We start from the raw sequence: 22,981 nt of genomic DNA on the forward strand, positions 1-22,981 counted from the left end.
ACGTCAGCCATTACGACGTCGATTGTCGCTAAATAAATGATTAAGTCAGATACAAGACTGCCGTTAATCACAGAAGGCATTTGCTGTAAATGCGTGAAAGTTGGTGTACGAATACGGGTACGGTAACTCATGGTTGACTTGTCTGAAGTCAGATAATAAGTCGACGCACCTTTCACCACCTCTGCCATCACAGATGATTCACCTGCAGGCATTACAGGGCCCCAAGAAACGCTTAAGAAGTGCGTAATCAAGGTTTCAATATCTTGTAATGTTTTGTCTTTTGGTGGTGGAACAGCCAGCGGATGGTCCGCTTTGTACGCGCCAGAAGGCATATTCTCTAGACACTGCTTAATGATTTTCAGTGACTGTTCGATTTCACGGAAGTGAACAATCACACGAGCATATGCATCGCCTTCGTACTCAACTGGCACTTCGAAGTCATAGTTTTCATAACCACTGTATGGACGGTATTTACGAACATCAAAGTCGATACCTGTCGCACGCAGACCAGTACCTGTTACACCCCATGCCAATGCAGATTTCGCATCGTACTGAGCCACATTACGGGTACGACCCATGAATACAGAGTTTTTCAGTGCTGCAGTATAGTATTCGTTCAAACGTTTAGGCATCCAGTCGAGCAAGTCTCGAACCAGTTTTTCCCAACCATTTGGCAAATCATGTGCAGTACCACCGATACGGAACCATGCTGGATGCATACGGTAACCAGTAATCGCTTCCACGATGTCATACACTTTCTGACGGTCAGCGAACATATAGAATACTGGGGTCATACCGCCGGCATCCTGAATCGCAGTACCGATGTACAGCAAGTGGTTATTGATACGGAACAGTTCCGACATCATGACACGAATACATTGTGCGCGGTCTGGCACAGTAATACCTGCCAGTTGTTCCACACCCATCACATACGGCATGTTTTGAGCACAACCACCTAAGTAGTCCACACGGTCAGTATAAGGAATGAATGAATGCCAAGTTTGACGTTCAGCCATCTTTTCCACACCACGGTGGTGATAGCCAATATCTGGCACACAGTCTTTCACTTCTTCACCATCCAACTGCAAAATTACACGGAACGCACCGTGCGCAGATGGGTGGTTAGGACCCAAGTTCAGGAACATGAAGTCTTCGTCTTTATTACCACGCTTTAAGCCCCAATCTTCAGGAACAAAGCGAAGGTGTTCTTGCTCGAAGTCTTGTTTGGCTTGGTTCTGCATATACGGTGTATATTCCGTTGCACGTGCAGAATATTCTTTACGTAGCGGGTGACCTTCCCAGTAGGTTGGCAACAAGATACGACGGAGCATTGGATGCCCTTCGAAATTGATGCCGAACATGTCATAAGCTTCACGCTCATACCAGTTCGCATTTGGCCAGATATTCGTTGCGGTCGGAATATTCAGATCGCTGTCGCTTAATGCAACTTTAATACGAATGTCACAGTTACGCTCTAAAGATAATAAATGATAGAACACTGTGAATTCTGACGCAGGCAAACCGTCACGGTGCGTACGTAAACGCTCATCTACTGCAGACAAGTCGAATAGCATCACGTATGGACGTGGCACGGTACGCAAGAACATTAGTACTTCTTGTACACGTGCGCGCTCAACCCAAACTGTCGGGAAATCCTCGAAAGTCGTTTGCACAAAGAAGTTCTCACCAAACTTGGTTTTGAGCTCTTCAATGATGGCAAATGCTGGGCGTGAATCAACTGCTGTTGATTCTGGCATAGCAATGTCAGTTTCAGCCATTGGCTTGGCTTCCTATTTAATACAAATTCAGTCAACCTAAACGACAACTACACCCATAGCGGGTGCACAACAAAAAACCGGTCGTTTAAATTATTTAATTTCATCCATAGAGCGTAAGTTCTTCACAGCCACACGCTGGTCTTTCTTACGGTCACGTTCCGGTATCATCTTTGGCTTATACACTGGCTTAAGATCATCACCGATTACCGCAGACAGCGGACGACGCTCTAATTGAATTTGGTCTTGTAACAGCATTAATGCCTGGATCAATGCTTCAGGACGTGGTGGGCAGCCCGGAACGTATACATCTACCGGAATAATCTTGTCCACACCTTGTACGACTGAATAAATATCGTACATACCACCTGAGTTCGCACACGCACCCATTGAAATAACCCATTTCGGTTCAAGCATCTGTTCATACAGACGTTGAATTACCGGAGCCATTTTCACGAAGCATGTACCTGCTACGATCATCAAGTCTGCCTGACGCGGTGAAGCACGGATAACTTCTGCACCGAAACGTGACAAGTCATGCACACCGGTCAAAGTCGTTGCATATTCAACGTAGCAGCAAGATGTACCAAAGTTAAATGGCCAAACTGAGTTCTTACGACCCCAGTTCACTGCTGTGTGCATTACATCCTCTAGGCGAGTCATGAACACATTTTTATTCACTTCTTCTTCTAGAAGCGGATCTTCTACAACGATACGCTCTTGAAGTGGATATTCATCAGCATTCGGATTCGCACGGGTTAATGTATATTTCATCCCGAGTTACTCCTTATCAGAGGGTTGAACTTGTGATTTTTTCACAAGACCAGATGATTGAGCTGGGATTTGACCAGTTGGATCCATAACCAATTCTTCAACAGAGTTGAAGCGCGTAATTTCTGCAAGATCCATATTTGGCGAACCAATTTTAGCTTTGTATCCTGCTGCTTTACGTCTGTCTGAAGGTGCCCAGTTCAGTGCGCCTGTCGATAATTCGTAAACCAAACCAACAAGTAAAACCAAAATAAAGATAGCTGCAGTTGCAAAACCAATCCAACCTACTTCACGAACAGAAGATGCCCATGCATACAGGTAAAGTGCTTCGAGGTCGAAGACTACAAAGAAAATTGCAACTAAATAGAATTTCGCAGACAAGCGGATACGAGCTCCACCTGCGCTGACTACGCCTGACTCAAACTGCTCCTGCTTGGCACGGCCCCATGATTTACCCCCGAGGAGTAATGGGACAGTGAGCATAAAGACGCATAAAAATGTAACGCCGATCACGAAGGCAATAATTGCCCATTCGTATGGAGTAATGGCACTCATGCGGGGATAACTCCTGGCAGGCCGATTTATTAACAAAGAATGTATGTATTGGCCTTCAAATACACCAAACACAAAATTAATCCCGCCAATTGTACCTGATTTTGGATTTCACTTGCTAGTTTATAAGCCTTAGTCTTTTGGATGATTTTTTAGACTTTCCTAATTTTATTCTGGCTTTAAGCTCAGAGAATCTCAACCGATCGTTTTTTTAAATTAAAGTTTAAATTTTCATTATTTTTTCTAAAACCAGATAGGCTTTTAAAGCTCTGCTTAGTTAAGCCTCACTCCTTTTACAGTGGCTGGCTACCCACCCAATGAAACGAAACTTATAAAGAATCAATCAAAAACATTTCACCTTTGCATAATGCCTCGAAAAAATCAGTGTGTTTTTAAAAGATGTTTAACATGAATGTTGTCATTCAATTAGAAGCCCCCTTTTCTACCCGCTCTCGGTAAGCCTTAAAAGAGCAATTGTGTATTTTTGCAACACGTCCAACAGTTTGATTCAGATTATGATATTTCTATTTTTAAATACACTATGACATTTATAAAGTAACAATAAGGAGTCCATGCATGTCTCTACGATTCACCCATAAACCTGATTATTTTTTCTTTGCTCAATTATTGATGCGACATGTAGAAAGCTATATCCAAAAACATCAGGATGCCAGCAATGCAATCTTTGACTTAGGGGATATTCATAAACTTTTCCAGACAGACTATGCCTCTTCCAGCATTAACCTAGACGGTATTATGAATATTGCCGATGAGTACAAGCTTGAAACCTTATCTGGTGACCAAAAGCTAATCCAAAGCTATCAGGTAGATGTTAAAAACAACAAGCTACTGATCAACTTCAATTCTGATGCCTTAAACAGCCTAAAAGAAGGCAAACCACTGATTGAACCGGATGCTACCATCCATGAATAATCCCCTTTAAATAGCCATAAAAAAACGATACCTATGTATCGTTTTTTCTCACCTAAACTCTTATTCTGATTGATCTGACACTTCAGCTTTTTCCGGTTTTTCGATCGGTTTTTGCTCGATTTTTTTACCGTAACGGCTGGCTGGCCAAATCATGATAAAGCGTGCACCACCCAGTGTCGGACTTTGATCGACCTGAATCTCTCCACCAAACCAGTAGGCAATCCGGCTGACAATAGACAAGCCCAAACCATACCCCCCTGAAGCACGGGTACGACTATCATCCAGTCGAGCAAAAGCTTCAAAGATACGAGCACGGTCAGCTTCCGGAATCCCCGGACCATCATCTTCTACACAGATATACGCCATGCCCTTAGCGTCTAGTCCGCCGCTGATCAGGATTTTTTGCTCACAGTAGCGTACTGCGTTCCCCACCAGATTTTGTACCACACGATGCAGGTAACGTCGTTCAGCTTCTACAGTCACAGGTACTGGCATCGGCAGTACTTCGACTTCTTTGCCAGTTTTTAAAGCATCTGTTTCGACTGCCACCTGATCCAACACTTCAAACAGATCAATATCTTCAAATTCAATTGAAGGCATGCCCTGTTCCAGTTTGGCATAGGTCATGATTTCATCGATCAAGGTATTTAAGGCTTCAATATCTTTATCGATCTGCTCAACCTGCTGCAAGCGATAATCATAGTCGTCTTCATCTGCCATCATTTCCACAGCAAAACGAATACGAGCAACAGGTGTACGCAGCTCATGCGATACGGCACGCATCAATTCACGCTGCGCTTCAATCAGACGCTGAATATGATCCGACATATTGTTATAGCTGGAAGCCAGCGTCGCCATCTCATCACTACCCTCTACCGGAAGACGTAATGACATATTGCCAGTTTTCATCTTGTTCAGGGCATAGCTCACTTCACGCAGTTTACGCTGCATTGGCACCAGCAGACCATAAATCCCCAGACTCAAGACAAACAGACTGAGCAAGGTAATCCCGGCAGCTAACTGGAATGGCATCCAGTTAAATAATGGCACTGGCCCCATTACCAGCACTTCAGACGTCGAGCTAGGAATAGGAGAAATGATCGAAATTGTAGTACCGCGAATTGAGGCACTATCACGATATAGAATAATGCTGTGATCTAGACGCAAACGTCCAATCTGCTCGGAATCTAGTGGCAGGCTCTGGACATTTTCGATCGAGATTGGATAAGAGAAATAGTCCTGAATTCGCTTCAGGTATTCTTTTTCCTGACCTGGGTAGTACACCAGATAATCCAGAATAAAGACCGGTAAAGCCTTCATCTGACGTTCAGTAATATTATCCGCCTTAATATAAAGATAATGACTTGGATCATCACGTAGCCCGATGACAATATAAGCTACCCCGGTTTTGGCATCCCAACGCACGACTGCCTTACGGTTAGCCAGACGTCGACCTTCCGCCCGGGTAATATCCACTTTACTGGATTCGACATAGTAGATCGGTAATTCCAGCAGATCAGACGCATCTGAAACCCAATCCATCTTTTGCTGCAGATTAGGCTGTCTCGCAACCCCCTCACTGATGATATACGCCATACCATCAGTCAGGGATTCACGATACTCCTGCGCACGCTGGTAGTTGATGATCTGTACCAGCAGATAGCTGAATACTGCCACCAGGACCACAAGCATTACCAGGCCTGCGTATATCCGCAAAAATATACTGTGTTTAAACACCTATTAATTATCCTGTTTATTCAGGCGGCTAAAGGCACCGATTAGATACCGTTAGTTTCTTTGACGAATAGATAACCTTTACTACGTACTGTTTTAATACGTTTTGGATTTTCAGGATCGTCACCAATCTTTGGACGAATGCGTGAGATACGCACATCAATTGAACGGTCTTGGCCGTCATATTCGATGCCGCGTAAACGCTCAAAGATATCTTCACGTGACAAGATGCGACCCGCATTTGAAGCCAGCAGCCACAACAGGTCATATTCTGCACTGGTAAAGTCAACCAGCTCACCATTCAAGGTCACTGAACGACCACCATTGTCGATGACCAGGTCATCAAATTCGATGCGCTGAGCCACTTCATCCTCAGGCACTTTGTCGGTACGGCGTAATAAAGCACGAATACGAGCCAGCAGGACACGCGGCTGAACCGGTTTAGCGACATAGTCGTCTGCACCCATTTCCAGACCTAAGACCTGATCCATATCTTCAGTACGTGCAGTCAGCATTAAAATCGGTTGATGATAATGTGGACGAACTTCACGACAGATGGTCAAACCATCAGCACCTGGCAACATGACATCTAGAACCACCATGTCTGGTTGCTCAGCAATAATACGACGAATAGCACGGTTGCCATCCGGCTCTACCCCAACCTCAAGACCATTACGGATGAGGTATTCTTGTGTTAAACGAGCAAGACGCTCATCATCTTCAACAATTAGAATTTTAGGTAACTTTTCTTCTTGGCTCATGTGTTGCCCCTTTATTTGATGGACGTATGCTACGGACGTATCCTTTTGAAATCCAATAGATACGTTTTTAATATGCTTGCAATATACACACGTTTACATTGTAAACAAGATAGCGTTCACCAAACCAATACATCAAAGTAGCATTTTGTAATATTTTATCGTGCACATTTCACTCGAATGTGCATTTAACTACCGTTTATCGGCTTATTTGCATCGATTACAGCTAAATCTGAACAAAATGTGACTAGTTGATTCAGGCCTTTTTAGTTATCCACAATGTTATCTATAAGCACTTTTTGCCAGCTTTGATATGCTATGCTTTGCCGGATAAGGCTTATGCAAGAATCAATAAAAATTGAGAAAAATATTTAGCAAAATGTCAATATTGATCTACCCTAAATTTTCCCGTATCTTGTGTTCAATTGATTTTATAACCACTAGGTCTTGTGTTTATTCCTCGAACACTGTGGCACGATTTTTGCCCAGTTCAAACGGTCCATAAACATAAAAATAGATGACAATGGAGCTATGCTAACATGAGCGTAATCACGTCCACTCCGGGTCAACTTCAGGTGATTAAACGCACCGGTGATGTTGCCGCTTTTGATGCAGAAAAAATTTCTGTTGCAATTGGAAAAGCATTTTTGGCAGTAGAAGGCCAGCAAAGTGCAGATTCGAGCCGTATACACGACCGTATCGAACAATTAACGGAAATGGTTCTGAATACATTCAAACGCCGTTTACCATCGGGTGGCACGATCCATATCGAAGAAATTCAGGATCAGGTTGAACTTGCGCTGATGCGTACTGGCGAACAGAAAGTTGCACGTGCCTATGTCATCTACCGTGAACAACGTTCTGAAGCACGCAAACAGTTAGGTGCCAACCATCACCCTACACTGCAAGTGACTGATGCAGAAGGCAAGTTAAAACCGCTTGACTTAAGCGAATTGACTGCGACTGTAACTCGCGCTGCTGAAGGCCTTGAAGGGATCGACGTACAGGCGATTGTCGATGAGACCGTAAAAAACCTTTATAACGGCGTAAAAGAGTCTGACATCTCTACAACAATGATGATGGCGACTCGTACTCGTATTGAGCAAGAACCTAACTATACTTATGTGACTGCACGTCTGTTGCGTGATGACCTGGTGGCGACCGGTTTAGATTTCTTGGGTCTATCCACTGATACCAATGAAGGTGATGCGCTTGAAACTTTCCTGAAAAAAGGAATTGAGTTAGAGCTTCTTTCACCTGAATTGTTAAACTTTGACCTGGCTAAACTGGCTGCAGCGATTCAACCAGAACGTTCAAACCAGTTCACTTACCTAGGTCTGCAAACCCTATTTGACCGTTACTTCATCCACTCAGATGGCGTGCGTTTCGAATTGCCACAATTGTTCTTCATGCGTGTGTCTATGGGTCTTGCCCTAAACGAAGATAACCGTGAAGACCGTGCAATCGAGTTCTATAACTTATTGTCTAGCTTCGACTACATGGCATCTACGCCTACTCTATTCAACTCAGGTACGCTACGTCCACAGTTGTCTAGCTGCTACTTGACTACGATTGATGATGACCTGTTTGACATATATGGCGCAATGCGTGATAACGCAATGCTGTCTAAATGGGCAGGCGGTTTAGGTAATGACTGGACTCCAGTTCGTGCCCTGAACTCTTACATCAAAGGTACAAATGGTAAATCACAAGGTGTGGTTCCGTTCCTGAAAGTAGCGAACGATACAGCTGTTGCAGTAAACCAAGGTGGTAAGCGTAAAGGTGCAGTATGTGCATATCTTGAAACCTGGCACCTGGACATCGAAGAATTTCTGGAACTGCGTAAGAACACGGGTGATGACCGTCGTCGTACCCACGATATGAACACTGCGAACTGGGTTCCTGACCTGTTCATGCAACGTGTATTCGAAGATGCAGAATGGACACTGTTCACACCTTCTGAAACGCCTGATCTACATGACTTAACAGGTGCAGAATTCGCTGAGCGTTATGCTTACTACGAAAGTATTGCCAAAGAAACAAACATGTTGCACAAGAAAATCCGTGCAAAAGATTTGTGGCGCAAAATGCTGTCTATGCTGTTCGAAACAGGTCACCCTTGGATCACATTCAAAGACGTATGTAACCTACGTTCACCACAACAACACGTGGGTGTGGTTCACTCTTCTAACCTGTGTACAGAAATTACCCTGAACACCAGCAAAGAAGAAATCGCAGTATGTAATTTAGGTTCGATCAACCTGGTACAACACGTTCAAGGCGGCAAGCTAGATCGTGAAAAACTGGCTCGTACAGTAAAAACTGCGGTTCGTATGCTCGATAACGTCATCGACATCAACTATTACGCGGTTCCACAAGCACGTAACTCGAACCTGAAACACCGCCCTGTCGGTATGGGTATCATGGGCTTCCAGGATGCGCTTTACGAAATGGGTATGGCTTACGGTTCTGACGCTGCGGTTGAGTTTGCTGATGAATCAATGGAAGTGATTTCTTACTACGCAATTTCAACTTCAAGTGACCTTGCTGTTGAACGTGGTACTTATGAAACATTCAAAGGTTCACTGTGGGATCAAGGTATTTTACCAATCGACTCACTTGACCTGGTTGCGAAAACTCGTCCAGAGCGTATGTTTGAAGTTGACCGTACACAACGTCTGGACTGGGACACTTTACGTGCCAAAGTTCAAAAAGACGGTATGCGCAACTCGAATGTGATGGCGATTGCTCCGACTGCAACCATTTCGAACATTTGTGGCGTGTCTCAATCTATTGAGCCGACATTCCAGAACCTGTATGTAAAATCGAACCTGTCTGGCGAATTCACTGTGATCAACCCTTACTTGGTACGTGCGTTGAAAGAACGTGGTCTTTGGGATGCGGTGATGGTCAACGACCTGAAACACTTCGAAGGTTCAGTACAGAAGATTTCTCGTATTCCTGAAGAGTTGAAAGCGATCTTCGCGACTGCGTTTGAAGTTGAGCCACGCTGGATTGTTGATGCTGCTTCCCGTCGTCAAAAATGGATCGACCAAGCGCAATCTCTGAACCTGTACATCGCGGGTGCAAACGGTAAGAAACTGGACATCACTTACAAGATGGCTTGGTTACGTGGTCTGAAAACGACTTATTACCTACGTGCATTGGGTGCGACTTCTGCTGAGAAATCAACTATTAATACTGGTGCATTGAACGCAGTTAAACCTGCAACCGTTGCGGCTCCTGTAGTTGCAGCGTCAGTGGTTGAAGAGAAAAAACCTGAAGCGCCTGTAGAGGAAGAAGGTTTCACTCAGGCAGCGCCAGTGCCACAAGCATGTTCAATTGACAATCCTGATTGTGAAGCTTGTCAGTAATCTGACGGGTTTCTAATCCACCCCGACCCTCCTTTATTAAAGGAGGGAGAAAGTCCCCTTTTTTAAAGGGGGATTTAGGGGGATTACGAAATTTAGGCAATAAAAAAGCCCTCTAGCGTCCGTCAAAACTAACTAGAAGGCTTTCAATCTCGAAGTGATACCAAGATGGTCACGACGAGGCTGGCATATGTGAATGCGATAGTGATTCTATCATCGAATTAGCTATCGAGCCAGTACAAGTCATCTTGATTTGTATGGGAGTAAGCGATATGTCACCTCGAAAGAAGTGTGTACATGTGCGTTCATACATTCGACGTCGATTGAATCGATTTGAGACTGTATGTTCACATTATCGTAGTAATCCTAAGTAATTAGGAGAATTTGGGAGATATCAATGTCTCCCAAATTTAAACCAAAGGAAACCTCAATGCCCCATATGACCCACAACTACATGTTAGGACTTGCGGCATTGCTGATTTCCTTTGGCATTACTTTTTATTTACCAATTGCTTATTTCTGGCTCAAAGTTCGCCAGCAGCGTAATCAAAATAAGTAGTACTCGGATTTTTAGCACAACTTCTTTTGGTTATGTCAGTTCTTTAGCTGATGCCAGAAAATGAAAAAGGGACATCGCGCCAACGATATCCCTTTTCCTGAAAGATATATGACTAACTTTCAGGCGATGACTTTTCTTACGAAAAAGCTAGGGAATATTTTCTACTAGTTTTCAGCCATCGTCAAATAAGTCTAAACACGATTGCTCAAACTATAGGAGTATTTCAAATGAGTAAGTCAAATGATCGCATGATTTATGAGAAAAATGGTAAATGGGTAAATAAAGCCAATGGTAACTCCAAAGCTTCATCTGCTCATGATACTCAAAAAGAAGCTTACAACTCAGCCCGATCTATGCTTCAAAAATCGGGTGGCGGTGAGATAACCATCAAAGGTAAAAATGGTCTAATTCGTGAAAAGAACACCATTTCGCCAGGAAACGATCCAAGAAAGATCAAAGGATAGTTCTCTTTAAAAAAACAGTAAAGATAGATATTTTACCTCGACTATGTCGGGGTAAAGTCAATGCAAAAACACAATATAAATTAATGATTTTATTACATTTCTTATTTCTATTAAAAAACAAAAGTATATCTATAAATTCGCTTATTTTTTATCTAATCACATTTGAAATAACTATCAAATTTGGGTAATGATAACTACAATATCTACAATTTTTTAATTAAAACTATTTCGCCCCTTTGAATACTTGAGCAGCACTTACTTTATTGTTACTCACAAATTCATCCAATGGAGCGTATAATTTTTGAGAGTATTAGTATGTCTATCCTCAGTTGGGACGATTTCGAAGATGATTCGCAAAAACCGGCTGCACCTGAACAGCAGCCTACGCCCGTCGAGCCGAAAAAAACGGCTAATCCGCAGATGGTATCTGATGCAAGCAACACATCGTCGAATGTGGCAGCTGCACAACCCGCTGCAGCCCCTCGAAGCGCAGGATCAAATTCAACCGATTCACTGGCAAGAGCATCTGCTTCCCTAGACCAACTGGACGTTGCGCCTGGTCTTGAAGAACTTGAGATGGGCGCACAGCGTGTACAGGTTGATGATAAACGTATGATCAACTGCCGTGCTGACTTGAACCAGTTAGTACCATTCAAATACGAATGGGCTTGGCAGAAATATCTGGATGGTTGTGCGAACCACTGGATGCCTCAAGAAATCAACATGAACCACGACATCGCGTTGTGGAAGTCTGAAAATGGCTTGACTGAAGATGAACGTACCATCGTGATGCGTTCACTTGGTTTCTTCTCTACTGCGGATTCACTGGTAGCAAACAATCTGGTATTGGCGATCTACCGTCATATTACCAACCCTGAATGCCGTCAGTACATTCTGCGTCAGTCATTTGAAGAAGCGATTCATACGCATGCTTACCAATACTGTATTGAGTCGCTAGGTATGGATGAAGGCGAAGTCTTCAACATGTACCGCGAAGTTCCATCAGTTGCACGTAAAGCGGCTTGGGGCCTGAAATATACCCAGTCTCTAAGTGATCCTACTTTCAAAACCGGTACGCCAGAAAACGACCAGATCCTGCTTCGCAACCTGATCGCGTTCTACTGTGTCCTTGAAGGTATCTTCTTCTACTGCGGTTTCACCCAAATTCTGTCTATGGGTCGTCGTAACAAGATGAATGGTGTTGCTGAGCAATTCCAGTACATCCTGCGTGATGAATCTATGCACCTGAACTTCGGTATTGATATGATCAACCAGATCAAGATCGAGAACCCGCATTTGTGGACTGCTGAATTCCAGCAAGAAGTGATTCAGATGATTCTTGAAGGTACCATGCTTGAAATCGAATATGCACGTGACACGATGCCACGCGGTGTATTGGGCATGAATGCCGGTATGATGGAAGAATACCTGAAATTTATCTGTAACCGTCGCTTGAGCCAGTTAGGCTTGCCTGAACAGTTTACTGGTGTGAACAATCCATTCCAGTGGATGTCAGAAATGATGGACCTGCGTAAAGAGAAGAACTTCTTCGAAACTCGCGTAACAGACTACCAAACTGGTGGTGCGTTAAGCTGGTAAGAAATATCACATGATATATAAAGTATTATGATCGAAAAAACCGCCTAAAATGGCGGTTTTTTTATTGGATGAATGCTCAACTTATTTCATCTTTTCAACGATTTGTTCAGCTTTTTTCAGATGTGTCGCTACCGCAGTACGGGTTTGCGTCAACATGCTTTTTAATTCCGCATTTTTCGCATTTGGAATCAATTGTGTGTCCAAAGTGTTCAGGGCTTTACGATGTACTTCAACTTGGCTCATCATATAGTCTTTATCAGCTGCAGATGGCTTGCTCAGGTCAGTAACAATCTTGTCACTATCACTTTGCAATGCCGTACTGAGACTGCTTGCTTGCGGAGTTAATTTTAAACGGTCTGCCAGAGCCTGACCTTTTTTCTCATTCGCTGTATGTTCGCTAATCATCATTTGCGCATACTTACGTGCGTCATCTGTTTTAAGTTTTGGCAAGGCTGTTTTTGACTGTTTGATTTCACCGTTATTGACCGTACTTACAACCTTAATCACTTGACTCTCGGTTAAATGCATTCGGCTGTCATTTGATGCTTTAGAATTTGCTTGAGCAGCAGTTGAAGATTGCTGATTCATTGCCATTGTTTGCCCAGCAGTGAATAGCAATACACCACTCATCGCAACACAGTTAATCATCTTCTTCATTGGAATAGCTTTCATCATGGCACCCTTTAATGTTTTATTAATTAAAAATGCCTTTATAAAATAGGTGAATTAGCTTAAAAACAGTGTAATGTTTAAGTCGTTTTATGAGATTAATATATAAGCGTTTATTAACTTAAGCAAAGTCTGTTGAGGATTAGTTTCTTATTCAAACTCTACGTAAAAATTCGCAATATATTCATATTGAGTAAAATACTAAAATTAATTAAGTTATTGATTTAAATTATTTTTATAAATCTTAGTATATTCTTAGCTTTATTAAATTTACTTCAGTTTTTCTTCCCTTGAATTATTGCTTTTTATTCAAAAAATTAAGAAAATCTAAATTTAATTAAACTATTCATTATCAGCTAAATCAACTTCTTATTAATCAGAATTTCTAGCTTTAGATAGTGAAAATTTATTACCTAAATATTTTTATAAAAGCTTGATCTCAAACTAAATTTCCTATGCTACTATCAGCCATATATGAATAATATTTATACAAATCCATAATAGCCAGAAGATAAATAGAGAGGGCTTATGAAAGGTTCCATCCTGGATTTTTCTATTCAAGATAATACGGGTTTTATCACAGGGGATGATCACAACCGCTACAGTTTTAGCGGTGCAGACTGGCGTGGACAACGCCCTCCATCACGCGGTGACCGGGTTGATTTTATTGTTAACTCAACCGGTCAGGCAGCAGATATTTATCTGGCTTTGGGCAGCTCGATTCATCTGGGAGAAAGCATTAGCAATCAGATTAACAAATATTCCAATCTGGATCAGGCTGAAGAGAATTATAGCAGTATCGACTGGTTTGTAAAATGTCTAACCAATTATGCAAATTTTTCTGGTCGTGCACGCCGTAAAGAATTTTGGTTCTTTATGCTGTTTTGTGTAATTTTAGGCATTATTAGTGAAGTCATTGATGCAGTTTTAGGGACCAAACCTTTGGTGAATGGCCTGCTAAATTTAGCTCTTTTACTCCCAAGTCTGGCTGTAGGGGCGCGTCGTTTGCATGACATTGGACGCTCTGGATGGTGGCAATTGCTTGTGCTTACAGGGATAGGAATAATTTTACTCATCATCTGGTGGGCAAGTGATACCAAAAAAGAAAATAATGAATATGGCGCTCCTGCCAAGTAATGGAACATTACATATCCCGTCTTGATACGGGATATGTTTATAGATTATTTAATTTAATATCAAAGCAATACGTGGGCAATTCATGCTGCAAGATCAGTTATCCAAACTTCCCAATGCAATATGGGTGCAAATTTATAAAGATAAAATGCAACTGATGGACAATGAGGGCACGATTGTGCAAACAATGGTCCCTTCCGTTCCCTATGCTCATGAACGCAGCATCATTGCCGACTTTAAGGCTGCCTCAGAAACCCTAAAACAGCTGGTATCTACTTCAATTGTTCAAAAACTTTGGGGCTCTACAACGCTGCTGCAAGTTATGGATATGCCTGAAGAGGGTCTGACAGCTCTTGAACAGCGTGCCTTGCTAGAGTTAGGTTATGAAAATAGTGCACAAAAGGTGATTCTGTATGATCCTGAAGGTCAGGAAATTACGAAAGCAAGCTTGAGCACCACGTATCCTAAAACCAATCTAAAAATCTTTCTGGTTATCTTAATTGTCGTCATTGCTGCTTCTATCTGGTTTTTAACACTTTAAATGCCCATGTAAAATTAAAAAATCCCGCATCAAGCGGGATTTTTTAATTGAAGTTCAATGACATCATAAATTTTTATGAATAATCCATTTTAAAAACTTCTGGTTAGATTGGATTATATTTAATGATGTCATCCAGCTGTAAAGTTGCACTGTCTACATTCTGCAATATCAGCAAATCAGCGCGCGCAAAGGTGGTATCGGTATCGGAACCATCACGATCGATCGTCACGACTGTATCATCTCCACGTTGTTCGAGCGTGATATAGTTCCCCAGATTTGATGCATCTACTGCCTGATCACTTAATAATGCAGAGACATCGATGGTATCACCTTCAACTGCATTGAAGTCAGTCCAGGTATCTGTACCATTGCCGCCTGTTGCATCAGCATTATTCAGTAAATAATAGATCGCTGTGTCTGCTCCTGCACCACCCGTCAGGATGTCATCACCTGCGCCACCCTGTAACAGGTTATCTGCTGGATCATCAGCATAGTTAAGAATCTGGTTTACGCGATCAATATTAATCACCAGACTTGCTGAAGCACTTTCCTGATCGGCCTGTCCCGCATTACGCGTTACTGTATATTCAAATACCTCACTGAGTAATGGGCTCTGTCCTACTGAACTATTGTATTCATAACTGAAATTACCATTTTCATAGAGTTTGAGCTCACCATACGTCCCTTCGATAAGGGTAAAGTTATCTCCCTCATCACTTAAATCGAAAGTTACTGGCTGCCCATTAATCTCAGTTAATACGCCACCCGCCCAATTTTCCGCTTGTGTGCCGTCGGCTGAAGTTTCCTGAATATTGCCTGTTGCACGGTAGATTTCTCTATTAACTTCGTAGACTTCAGCAGTGGTTCCACCAAATAGCATTAATGGATTACTTAAGGCTTCTTGAGCGATCAGGTCTATCAAGCCATCAACAGCAGATAAAACATCACCCAGCCCTAAAGTACTCAGCAATGTATTTAATGATCCTAGTAAGGTATTTAAACCAGTCGTCAGGCCAGTATCTTCAAGCACGGTATCTAGCAAAATATCGCTAACTAATGGTTCTACCAGGTTATCGAATAATGCCTGGCCTGCACCGTCTACCCCTTCTAAAATTCCATTTAGAAGCGCATCTAATGCTGTACCCAGTCCTAAGGTAGTTAATAGGAATCCTAATGCCCCGCCTCCATTTCCTGCAAGTAAACTCCCTACGGAGGTATTGTATACATCACCTAATATTGGGCGAACTAGTATGTTATCCAGAGCCAATGACAAAACTGAATCAACTGCTGTGGTTAAAGTATTTATAATTGGTACAGAAGAACCTGTAGTTAAATCCGATAACTCACGAAGTGTCAATTGCTCCAGAATTCCACGAGGATCAGCATTTTGGCCAGTCAAGGTAGCTTCCAGTAGACCTAATACGGTATCTGACACCAGATTGTTAACCGTGTTATCCCCTAAACTTGCTAGATCTATAGTGGTCAGGATATCTGCTAATTATGAAGAATCACCATATACAGAGACTTCATAGGTTCCAGCAGGCAAGTCATTAATATCTAGCTTCAATCCTTGAGTATCTGCCACTTCACCCAGTAGCTCCAGTCCCAATGCACCAGCAATCAAGCCGCCTTGACTGGTATTTGCTGAAGCGACCTCAAATTCTTCGCCAGTGGTTGTATTACGTACCACGAAAGTAAAGGCATTCGCCAAGCCAACCAGATTTTCTTGCTGTACAGCGATCACTACACTAGAAGTATTTTTCTCAATCGTAAAACCGACTACGGCAACTTCCGAAGTGCCATTGAGCACGTCGATACCACTACTATCACTATATGTTGCCACTACAGTCGCATCTTGTGATCCTTCCAAAATTGCGGACACATTATCATCGGTAAGATTCAGTAAACGTTCTGAATTATTTACAACTCCGTTGGGTAGATCCACTGTGCTAAAGCTTGCAGCATCGTTCCCTGCCAAGTCCTGAATCGCATTCTCATCATTCCCAGCAGTTGGATCGGTATATTCCACACTGACAGTCTGACCTGCTGCAATCACCGGACTGGTAATTAGCGTTAAGGTATTTCCATCGGCAACAATATTAATCACATCGACCGTAGTTTGATCTGGTGCGGTACCCACTGTAACGACCAGACTATCTAAAGGAGGTAAATTATCTGCATCTAAAGTTTCGTTAAAACTGAGTTCGATGTTACCATCAGCATTCACTTCGACAGCTAAAAGTACGGGCCCACTAATATCCGGATTCTGCACTCCCCCCACATCATCTGAATCCAGATCTTCTAATACATTCCCTTCTGAATCCTTAATTCCCTGATTATCGTCAGGTGTACTATCCTGATATTCAACCGTAACTTCTTGTCCGTCCCGGATCTCTGGTTCCGTAATCAGGATAATCTTATCATCTTGTACAATAATATCGGTGACGGGAATTTCTTCTCCATCCACCACCACTGTGAAATCTTCAGCGCGTGGATTTGAACCATTTATATTTTCATCGAAACTCAGTTCAAGCTGGCCTTCTTCATTTACAATGACGCCGGTTAACTTCGGCGGACTCATATCCCGATTATCCGAACTACTTCCTGAGGATGAGCCTCCACCTGCCGCTGCCGCAATAGCTCCTAGAGCCAGTGCCCCACCCAGCCAAGGTAAAACACCCGCACCTACGGTTCCACTCTCAGCCAGATCTCCTGTAAGCGGGTGATATTGAATCGTATCGAGCATTACCCCATTTTCATCGGTAAATTCCGCCCAGTACAATTGGCCTTCATGCTCAAAAACGATTCGATTATCATTCACTACATAATCAAAATAATTTTCGATCGTAATAGTTTCACCATTTTTAAAATGGATAACAGCCAAATTACCTTGACGCGTAATTTTTGCCACTTCATCAATCGTGGCATTTACCTTAATCACTGATTTTTAGGTTAAATTCAAAATATTAGTATTAATATCCTGAATTAATTCTCCATTTTCTGCCGACAATATCTGTATATTCGCCATATTATTCCCATCCTTTTTTATAATTTATTTATTGCTTAATTAAACGTGAAATACATAGCATCAAAATCAAGGGATGAGAATCTGAAAAATGTTATCTTTAACTTGTTACCAAATATTGAAAACATAGTGAAATAAATAAATTAAAAACTTATTATAAAATTAAGCTGTTGAATTTTAATATTTTAGCTAGATTTAATAAATAGATATTAAAATATGGCAAATATGTTTTTGTGAATTATAATTAAACTATGACATTCATCACATAAAATAAATTATTATATTTATGTAAGCCTAAAAAATATTAGAACAAAAGTATACAAATAATTAATCAAGTTAACGCAATAAAACAGATTTCTATTCAAAAAATAAAGTTAAAAATTATTGTTAATAATGAATATAAAAAATGCTCCTAAACATAGAAGCATTTTATTTTTAATGAAAATAAAAAATTATTTTAAATAGTTTAATAAATGACTAAAGTTCTCAATCGTATACTTGGGCTGTGCCTGCTGTAATTCAATTTCTGAACCATAGCCGTATTTGACTGCAATCGACTCAATCCCATTATGGCGGGCACCAAAAATATCATGCTCACGGTCACCCACCATAATGCATTGATCAGCCTGTATGCCTTGTTGTTCCAGGATATACTGAATCAATTCCCCTTTATTGGTCCGGTCGCCATTCAGCTCACTGCCATAAATCTCAGTAAAATACTGGGCCAGATTAAAATGTTCCAAAATCTGTTTGGCATAAACGGTTGGTTTTGCTGTTGCGAGAAACAGGCGATAACCACGGCGTTTAAGTTCCGCCAGAGTTTCAGCTACGCCTTCAAAGACGTGATTTTCATATAGACCAGTCACTGCGAAACGCTCACGATATGCCATTAGTGCCTGTTCAGCCAGAGTATCATCCGCATCTACATTCAGAATTTTGGCTAACGAAGCTTTTAGAGGAGGCCCAATAATCCAGTCAATATTCGTGTCTTCACTGATCGGATGACCCACCTTTTCCAGACCGTAGCGGGCAGAAGTCGTAATCCCCACTTTTGGGTCAGTTAATGTACCATCCAAATCAATTAAAATATTCTGAATCACACCTTGTCCCCTATGTTTGCAGCCGACATCAATTCATATCGTGAGTATAGCCAGATTTCTCTACCCTAAAGCAATTATTAGGCCATAAAAATAAGCCAATAACGCCCATTTTCAGGGTAGTCAACTCTATATTTTGATCAGATAAACATACGAAATTTTGCCTGACAGACAGTTCTTGCAAGTGATATAAATTAATATCGAGAGTTTGAATAAATTTGCCTATACTAAGGCAATTTTAGTGAATGAAGGACATCATTTTGCGACCTACCGTACTTTGCTTTTCAGGTTTAGATCCTTCAGGTGGAGCAGGCCTTCAAGCAGATATTGAAGCCATCGGTCAAAGTGGTGCTCATGCTGCAATTGCCTGTACAGCCCTGACCATCCAGAACTCGCAACAGGTCTTTGGTTTTGAAGCAACTTCAAAGGAATTACTGCTGGCTCAGGCCAATGCCGTGGTAAAGGATCTACCGATCCGCTGTGTTAAATCAGGCATGCTGGGTACTACTGAAAATATTGAGGCGCTGGCAGAATTTCTAACAGCGCATGCAGATTATCAGTATGTACTGGATCCGGTGCTGGTAGCCAACAGTGGTGGCTCACTCGGCAATCAGGCCACACTGGTCAAAGCGTTTAAACAACTGATTCCACTAGCCACGATTTTAACTCCGAATACAGTTGAGTTGCGTGCCCTAACAGGTGAACAGGATTTAGATCAAGCCACGCAGAAACTGTTTGAAATGGGTGCTCACGCGATTCTGGTTAAAGGCGGCCATGAAGATACTCCCGACTATATCCAGAACCGTCTATATATTCAGGGTGAATTGATCAACGAAACCCGTTGCCCGCGTCTGGAGGGTGAATATCACGGCTCAGGCTGTTCACTGGCGAGTTTCATTGCCGGACGTCTAGCCTTGGGTGACCAGTTGAAAACAGCCGTACAACATGCAGAAACCTGGTTATTTGGTGTATTAAAAAATGCGGAAATTCCGGTACCGAATGGTCAGCGGATTCCAAAACGCTTCTAATCTTCCCTAAATAAAAAAGCCTGAACGATTCAGGCTTTTTTATGGTGATTTTTTTCAAGAATGGACAAATAGACATGATGATCTTGTTACAATGAAATTTAAAACTTGCGCCTTAACCTGCCAGTTTCACAGGACGCAGTTTTTCAGTTTTCTCCTGAACAGGAACAGAAATATGTTGATAATGCAATTGCCACTGATCTTGCTGTTTGCTCAAGACCATGCTGAAGCGGCACCATTGTAAAGGAAAATATCGTTCCATCGCCGCATAGGCAATCCGGACATACCCATACACGAAAGCCATGTCATTATTGACCTGAATGGTGACCTCCTGCCGTTCAACGCGCATACCATTGTTGCGTATATATGGGCGGTACTGTTGCCATGCAGCCTGATAAGCCTCAATCCCTTTCAGCTCGGAGCTAATATCAATCAGACAGACATCTGGTCGGCAAAGTTGACGAATTTCGCTGAATTCAAGTGAACAAATAGCTTGATCCCATTTTTGTAAAAATGTCCTGACTTCCTGAGCCAGACATTCTTCCCCTATTATTTTCATTGAATACCTCTCTATAAGGTTTTATTCAGACTTGAAAACCGAGATTTCAAGCATCTCATCATTTTTCAGTCTTTCTTGTTTTTCATTATTTTTAATTATGTGGATGGGTTCTGGTTTTACCCATCCCCCATAGATTAGGTCAAAAGTGTGACCTAATACCTAAAATTACACCATTTTTTAATCATAGGCAAAATTTTCTGATCAACTGCAATCATCAGGTGAATTTTGACTGATTATTTAAATTTTTATGCTCTAGTTTTATTTATCGTTCTTTATATTTCAAAATTGCTTTGATACTTCTCAATTTTTTATTAAATTCTTATACATTCAAGATAAAGAGAGGAACTAGGAAAACTTCATTTCCTAGTCCTCACTTCAATCTAAAAAATTCAAATAATAGCTTTAGTGTAAGTTTCTTTGTCCATTTCCAGAATTTCAACACAGAGCTGAATCTTTAGCCCTGGCTGCGAGACAATGTGCTGCTGCATGACCTGAAGTACCAGCTTGGAAATTGCTTGACGAATGTCCAGACTACGACCAGTCAGGAGAGAAACTTTAGCATGCACATAAGCCTGATCTGTCTTCTGCTCTAGTCCAATCACAAAATCTTGCTGTACAATCGCCCGGCTTTTTAAATCATTCGGGTCATTAATATAACCGGCGTTAAATAAGGCCTGATGAATTGCCAACATTAAAGGTTGGGTTTCGAGCTGCTGAATATTATCTGAATATTCAAAATGAAGATGAGGCATAAAGCATAGATCCAGGCATGATATAGTGATCAGAAGAGATTGATCTTCGAGTTTGAGGAAGAAGCATAAACCTTCAAACCCGAAGACCGAAAGCACTCATTCGTATAAGAACGTATTAGGCTTTTTTCACATATTCAGATTTGAGCTTCATGGCGCCAATGCCATCAATTTTACAGTCAATATCATGTCCATCAGTTGCATCGGGTAATAGACGAATATTTTTGACCTTAGTCCCGACTTTAACCACTGAAGAAGACCCTTTAATTTTAAGATCCTTAATCAGCGTAACTGTGTCGCCATCAGCCAGCAGATTGCCATGCGCATCCTTGATGACCACGGGTTCCTCAGTTGCTTCCCCTTCTTTCCACTCATATCCACATTCTGGGCAGATTAACAAGTCACCATCTTCATAGGTATATTCAGACTGGCATTTTGGGCATTGTGGTAGAGCCATAGCAACCTCGACAAAATAAAAAAATAAAAGAAAAAACAAAAAATTAAAGCTGAATTATAGCATCTTTGGATAGGTTCATGCTCAAGCTTTAAAAGGATCTCCCGCTCAACTTAATTAACTGAACTTAACCATCCAAAATATGTGGATTGACCAGCCAGGACAAAAGCTGCAATGACTCTTGCCAGCTTAAGTAGCATGCAGATGGCGGTACTAGATCCGGATAACCCACCTGAATAATATGCAGGCTGGTGCCTACAGACACTTTTTCAAAGATGAGCGTGACTTCAATTTCACCTTTGACTTCAGGTGTAGAAAAGCAATCGGTATAGCGCAGTAGCTGGTTGGGAATAACTTCATGATAGGTGCCATGTAAATGATGCTGGGTACCGGTAGCAAAATTGGTCAGGGTGATTTTATAGCTGCCTCCCGGTTTGACTTCGGCATGCTCAACTCTGGCAGTGAAGCCATGCGGTGCCAGCCATTTTGCAATAGCATCTGGATGAATAAAGGCCCGGTACACCCGTTCCGGTGGCGCACTGAATACGCGATGCATTTTTAGGGTATAACTCATTTCGGCCTACCTTTTTTTCTTGTTCTTACTGAAAGATTATTTTTATTTATTATTCGGACGGATCATCCTGATTTCGTCGGCCTCAGTATTTAAATAACTGCCCAACATACTGTACGGCCTAAATATAATTGTTATCTATCCATTTTATAGGATGTATAACAAAAAACTACAGTTGACCCGACCAATACCGCAGGCGATAAAAAACCCGGCTTAACCGGGCTTGAATAAGGAAATTTTGATTAGCTGCTACGCAGTTTGCTTTCGCCCTCTTCCGGGTCGACTTCATCATCATAGACATAGGCCATACAGCCCCAGCCGTCATATTCACCCTGAAATTCAGCGGCAATTCTGGTAAACCATTGTTCCAGATCGACAATATTTTCATAGGTAGGCTGCATATAGACATGAATAGTAATTGTCCATTCCAGCGTATCGCTCTCCTCATCCTGATATAGGCTTATCTTTTGTTCTTCTTTAAGCAAGTTCAATGCACAGCGGTCAGCCTGTTCTTCACTATTAAAGGCTATCGAGAATTCAATTTCATGGTCGTCCTGCAGATCATCACCATCCTGATACATTTGCCACAGTACATGACCATTTTCATCGTCAGGGAATTTGTCATAATCGCGTGCCATAGA

The 22,981-nt window shown here is 41.8% G+C and carries 22 protein-coding genes; 8 read left to right on the top strand and 14 right to left on the bottom strand.

The window, feature by feature from the left end; translation table 11 throughout:
* The 3 genes from nuoC to ndhC all read right to left on the bottom strand — a co-directional run.
* Positions 1-1,778, bottom strand: a 1,778-nt coding sequence (nuoC, locus tag B3143_RS03325; protein ID WP_286739503.1) for an NADH-quinone oxidoreductase subunit C/D, incomplete at its 3' end; no start/stop codon positions are given.
* 90 nt (positions 1,779-1,868) lie between these two features.
* Positions 1,869-2,549, bottom strand: a complete 681-nt coding sequence (locus tag B3143_RS03330) for a NuoB/complex I 20 kDa subunit family protein (RefSeq protein WP_008307457.1) — start codon at positions 2,547-2,549, stop codon at positions 1,869-1,871.
* A gap of 6 nt (positions 2,550-2,555) precedes the next feature.
* On the bottom strand, positions 2,556-3,101 hold the full coding sequence (gene ndhC, locus B3143_RS03335; protein ID WP_004785092.1) for an NADH-quinone oxidoreductase subunit A: 546 nt from the start codon (positions 3,099-3,101) through the stop codon (positions 2,556-2,558).
* 573 nt (positions 3,102-3,674) lie between these two features.
* On the opposite strand from ndhC, the gene B3143_RS03340 reads away from it, so the two are divergent.
* Positions 3,675-4,031 carry a hypothetical protein gene (locus B3143_RS03340; RefSeq protein ID WP_004785094.1) on the top strand — a complete coding sequence of 119 codons (357 nt, stop codon included), beginning with the start codon at positions 3,675-3,677 and terminating at the stop codon, positions 4,029-4,031.
* Between the two features lie 60 nt (positions 4,032-4,091).
* On the opposite strand, the gene bfmS is transcribed toward B3143_RS03340, so the two are convergent.
* Positions 4,092-5,768 (bottom strand): sensor histidine kinase BfmS, encoded by a 1,677-nt coding sequence (gene bfmS / locus B3143_RS03345; protein ID WP_034593072.1) that lies wholly within the window; start codon positions 5,766-5,768, stop codon positions 4,092-4,094.
* Between the two features lie 41 nt (positions 5,769-5,809).
* Complete coding sequence (bfmR, locus tag B3143_RS03350) at positions 5,810-6,526, bottom strand: response regulator transcription factor BfmR (protein ID WP_004785097.1); 717 nt, start codon at positions 6,524-6,526, stop codon at positions 5,810-5,812.
* A 536-nt stretch (positions 6,527-7,062) separates the two neighbouring features.
* Here bfmR and B3143_RS03355 point away from each other — a divergent pair.
* The 4 genes from B3143_RS03355 to B3143_RS03370 all read left to right on the top strand — a co-directional run bounded on the left by B3143_RS03355 (position 7,063) and on the right by B3143_RS03370 (position 12,516).
* The gene (locus B3143_RS03355) at positions 7,063-9,897 is read left to right on the top strand and encodes a ribonucleoside-diphosphate reductase subunit alpha (protein WP_286739506.1); all 2,835 of its coding nucleotides are present in this window, start codon (positions 7,063-7,065) and stop codon (positions 9,895-9,897) included.
* A 427-nt stretch (positions 9,898-10,324) separates the two neighbouring features.
* On the top strand, positions 10,325-10,453 hold the full coding sequence (locus tag B3143_RS03360) for a hypothetical protein (RefSeq protein WP_286739507.1): 129 nt from the start codon (positions 10,325-10,327) through the stop codon (positions 10,451-10,453).
* Positions 10,454-10,680: 227 nt separating this feature from the next.
* A complete protein-coding gene (locus tag B3143_RS03365; RefSeq protein WP_104425818.1) occupies positions 10,681-10,917 on the top strand; it encodes a DUF2188 domain-containing protein in 237 nt (78 codons plus the stop codon).
* Between the two features lie 315 nt (positions 10,918-11,232).
* Complete coding sequence (locus tag B3143_RS03370) at positions 11,233-12,516, top strand: ribonucleotide-diphosphate reductase subunit beta (protein ID WP_004785102.1); 1,284 nt, start codon at positions 11,233-11,235, stop codon at positions 12,514-12,516.
* Between the two features lie 81 nt (positions 12,517-12,597).
* Here B3143_RS03370 and B3143_RS03375 read toward each other — a convergent pair whose 3' ends face one another.
* Positions 12,598-13,188, bottom strand: coding sequence for a DUF4142 domain-containing protein (locus B3143_RS03375; RefSeq protein ID WP_171284713.1), 591 nt, complete (start codon positions 13,186-13,188; stop codon positions 12,598-12,600).
* Positions 13,189-13,713: 525 nt separating this feature from the next.
* Here B3143_RS03375 and B3143_RS03380 point away from each other — a divergent pair.
* Together B3143_RS03380 and B3143_RS03385 are read left to right on the top strand one after the other, a co-directional pair.
* A complete protein-coding gene (locus tag B3143_RS03380) occupies positions 13,714-14,322 on the top strand; it encodes a DUF805 domain-containing protein (RefSeq protein ID WP_034170083.1) in 609 nt (202 codons plus the stop codon).
* Between the two features lie 82 nt (positions 14,323-14,404).
* Positions 14,405-14,860 carry a hypothetical protein gene (locus B3143_RS03385; protein WP_104425808.1) on the top strand — a complete coding sequence of 152 codons (456 nt, stop codon included), beginning with the start codon at positions 14,405-14,407 and terminating at the stop codon, positions 14,858-14,860.
* A gap of 103 nt (positions 14,861-14,963) precedes the next feature.
* On the opposite strand, the gene B3143_RS03390 is transcribed toward B3143_RS03385, so the two are convergent.
* From B3143_RS03390 to B3143_RS03400, 3 genes are all read right to left on the bottom strand, one after another.
* On the bottom strand, positions 14,964-16,295 hold the full coding sequence (locus B3143_RS03390; RefSeq protein WP_104425807.1) for a type I secretion C-terminal target domain-containing protein: 1,332 nt from the start codon (positions 16,293-16,295) through the stop codon (positions 14,964-14,966).
* Between the two features lie 63 nt (positions 16,296-16,358).
* Positions 16,359-17,801: a SwmB domain-containing protein gene (locus tag B3143_RS03395; protein ID WP_104425806.1), complete on the bottom strand. Its 1,443-nt coding sequence runs from the start codon at positions 17,799-17,801 to the stop codon at positions 16,359-16,361.
* 536 nt (positions 17,802-18,337) lie between these two features.
* A complete protein-coding gene (locus B3143_RS03400; RefSeq protein WP_104425805.1) occupies positions 18,338-18,985 on the bottom strand; it encodes an HAD family hydrolase in 648 nt (215 codons plus the stop codon).
* Positions 18,986-19,242: 257 nt separating this feature from the next.
* On the opposite strand from B3143_RS03400, the gene B3143_RS03405 reads away from it, so the two are divergent.
* On the top strand, positions 19,243-20,010 hold the full coding sequence (locus B3143_RS03405) for a hydroxymethylpyrimidine/phosphomethylpyrimidine kinase (protein ID WP_104426976.1): 768 nt from the start codon (positions 19,243-19,245) through the stop codon (positions 20,008-20,010).
* A gap of 112 nt (positions 20,011-20,122) precedes the next feature.
* Here B3143_RS03405 and B3143_RS03410 read toward each other — a convergent pair whose 3' ends face one another.
* The 5 genes from B3143_RS03410 to B3143_RS03430 all read right to left on the bottom strand — a co-directional run bounded on the left by B3143_RS03410 (position 20,123) and on the right by B3143_RS03430 (position 22,978).
* Entirely contained in the window at positions 20,123-20,566 is a 444-nt protein-coding gene (locus tag B3143_RS03410) for a YybH family protein (RefSeq protein WP_104425804.1), read from the bottom strand.
* Positions 20,567-20,955: 389 nt separating this feature from the next.
* The gene (locus B3143_RS03415) at positions 20,956-21,318 is read right to left on the bottom strand and encodes a 5-carboxymethyl-2-hydroxymuconate Delta-isomerase (protein WP_005237097.1); all 363 of its coding nucleotides are present in this window, start codon (positions 21,316-21,318) and stop codon (positions 20,956-20,958) included.
* A 115-nt stretch (positions 21,319-21,433) separates the two neighbouring features.
* Positions 21,434-21,772 (bottom strand): zinc ribbon domain-containing protein YjdM, encoded by a 339-nt coding sequence (locus B3143_RS03420; protein ID WP_005237099.1) that lies wholly within the window; start codon positions 21,770-21,772, stop codon positions 21,434-21,436.
* A 124-nt stretch (positions 21,773-21,896) separates the two neighbouring features.
* On the bottom strand, positions 21,897-22,343 hold the full coding sequence (locus B3143_RS03425) for an SRPBCC domain-containing protein (protein WP_005237101.1): 447 nt from the start codon (positions 22,341-22,343) through the stop codon (positions 21,897-21,899).
* Positions 22,344-22,582: 239 nt separating this feature from the next.
* Positions 22,583-22,978 (bottom strand): ribonuclease E inhibitor RraB, encoded by a 396-nt coding sequence (locus B3143_RS03430; RefSeq protein WP_005237106.1) that lies wholly within the window; start codon positions 22,976-22,978, stop codon positions 22,583-22,585.
* Positions 22,979-22,981 lie beyond the last annotated feature (3 nt).

It is taken from the genome of Acinetobacter sp. UBA1496 (assembly GCF_002324975.1).
GTDB lineage: Bacteria > Pseudomonadota > Gammaproteobacteria > Pseudomonadales > Moraxellaceae > Acinetobacter > Acinetobacter variabilis.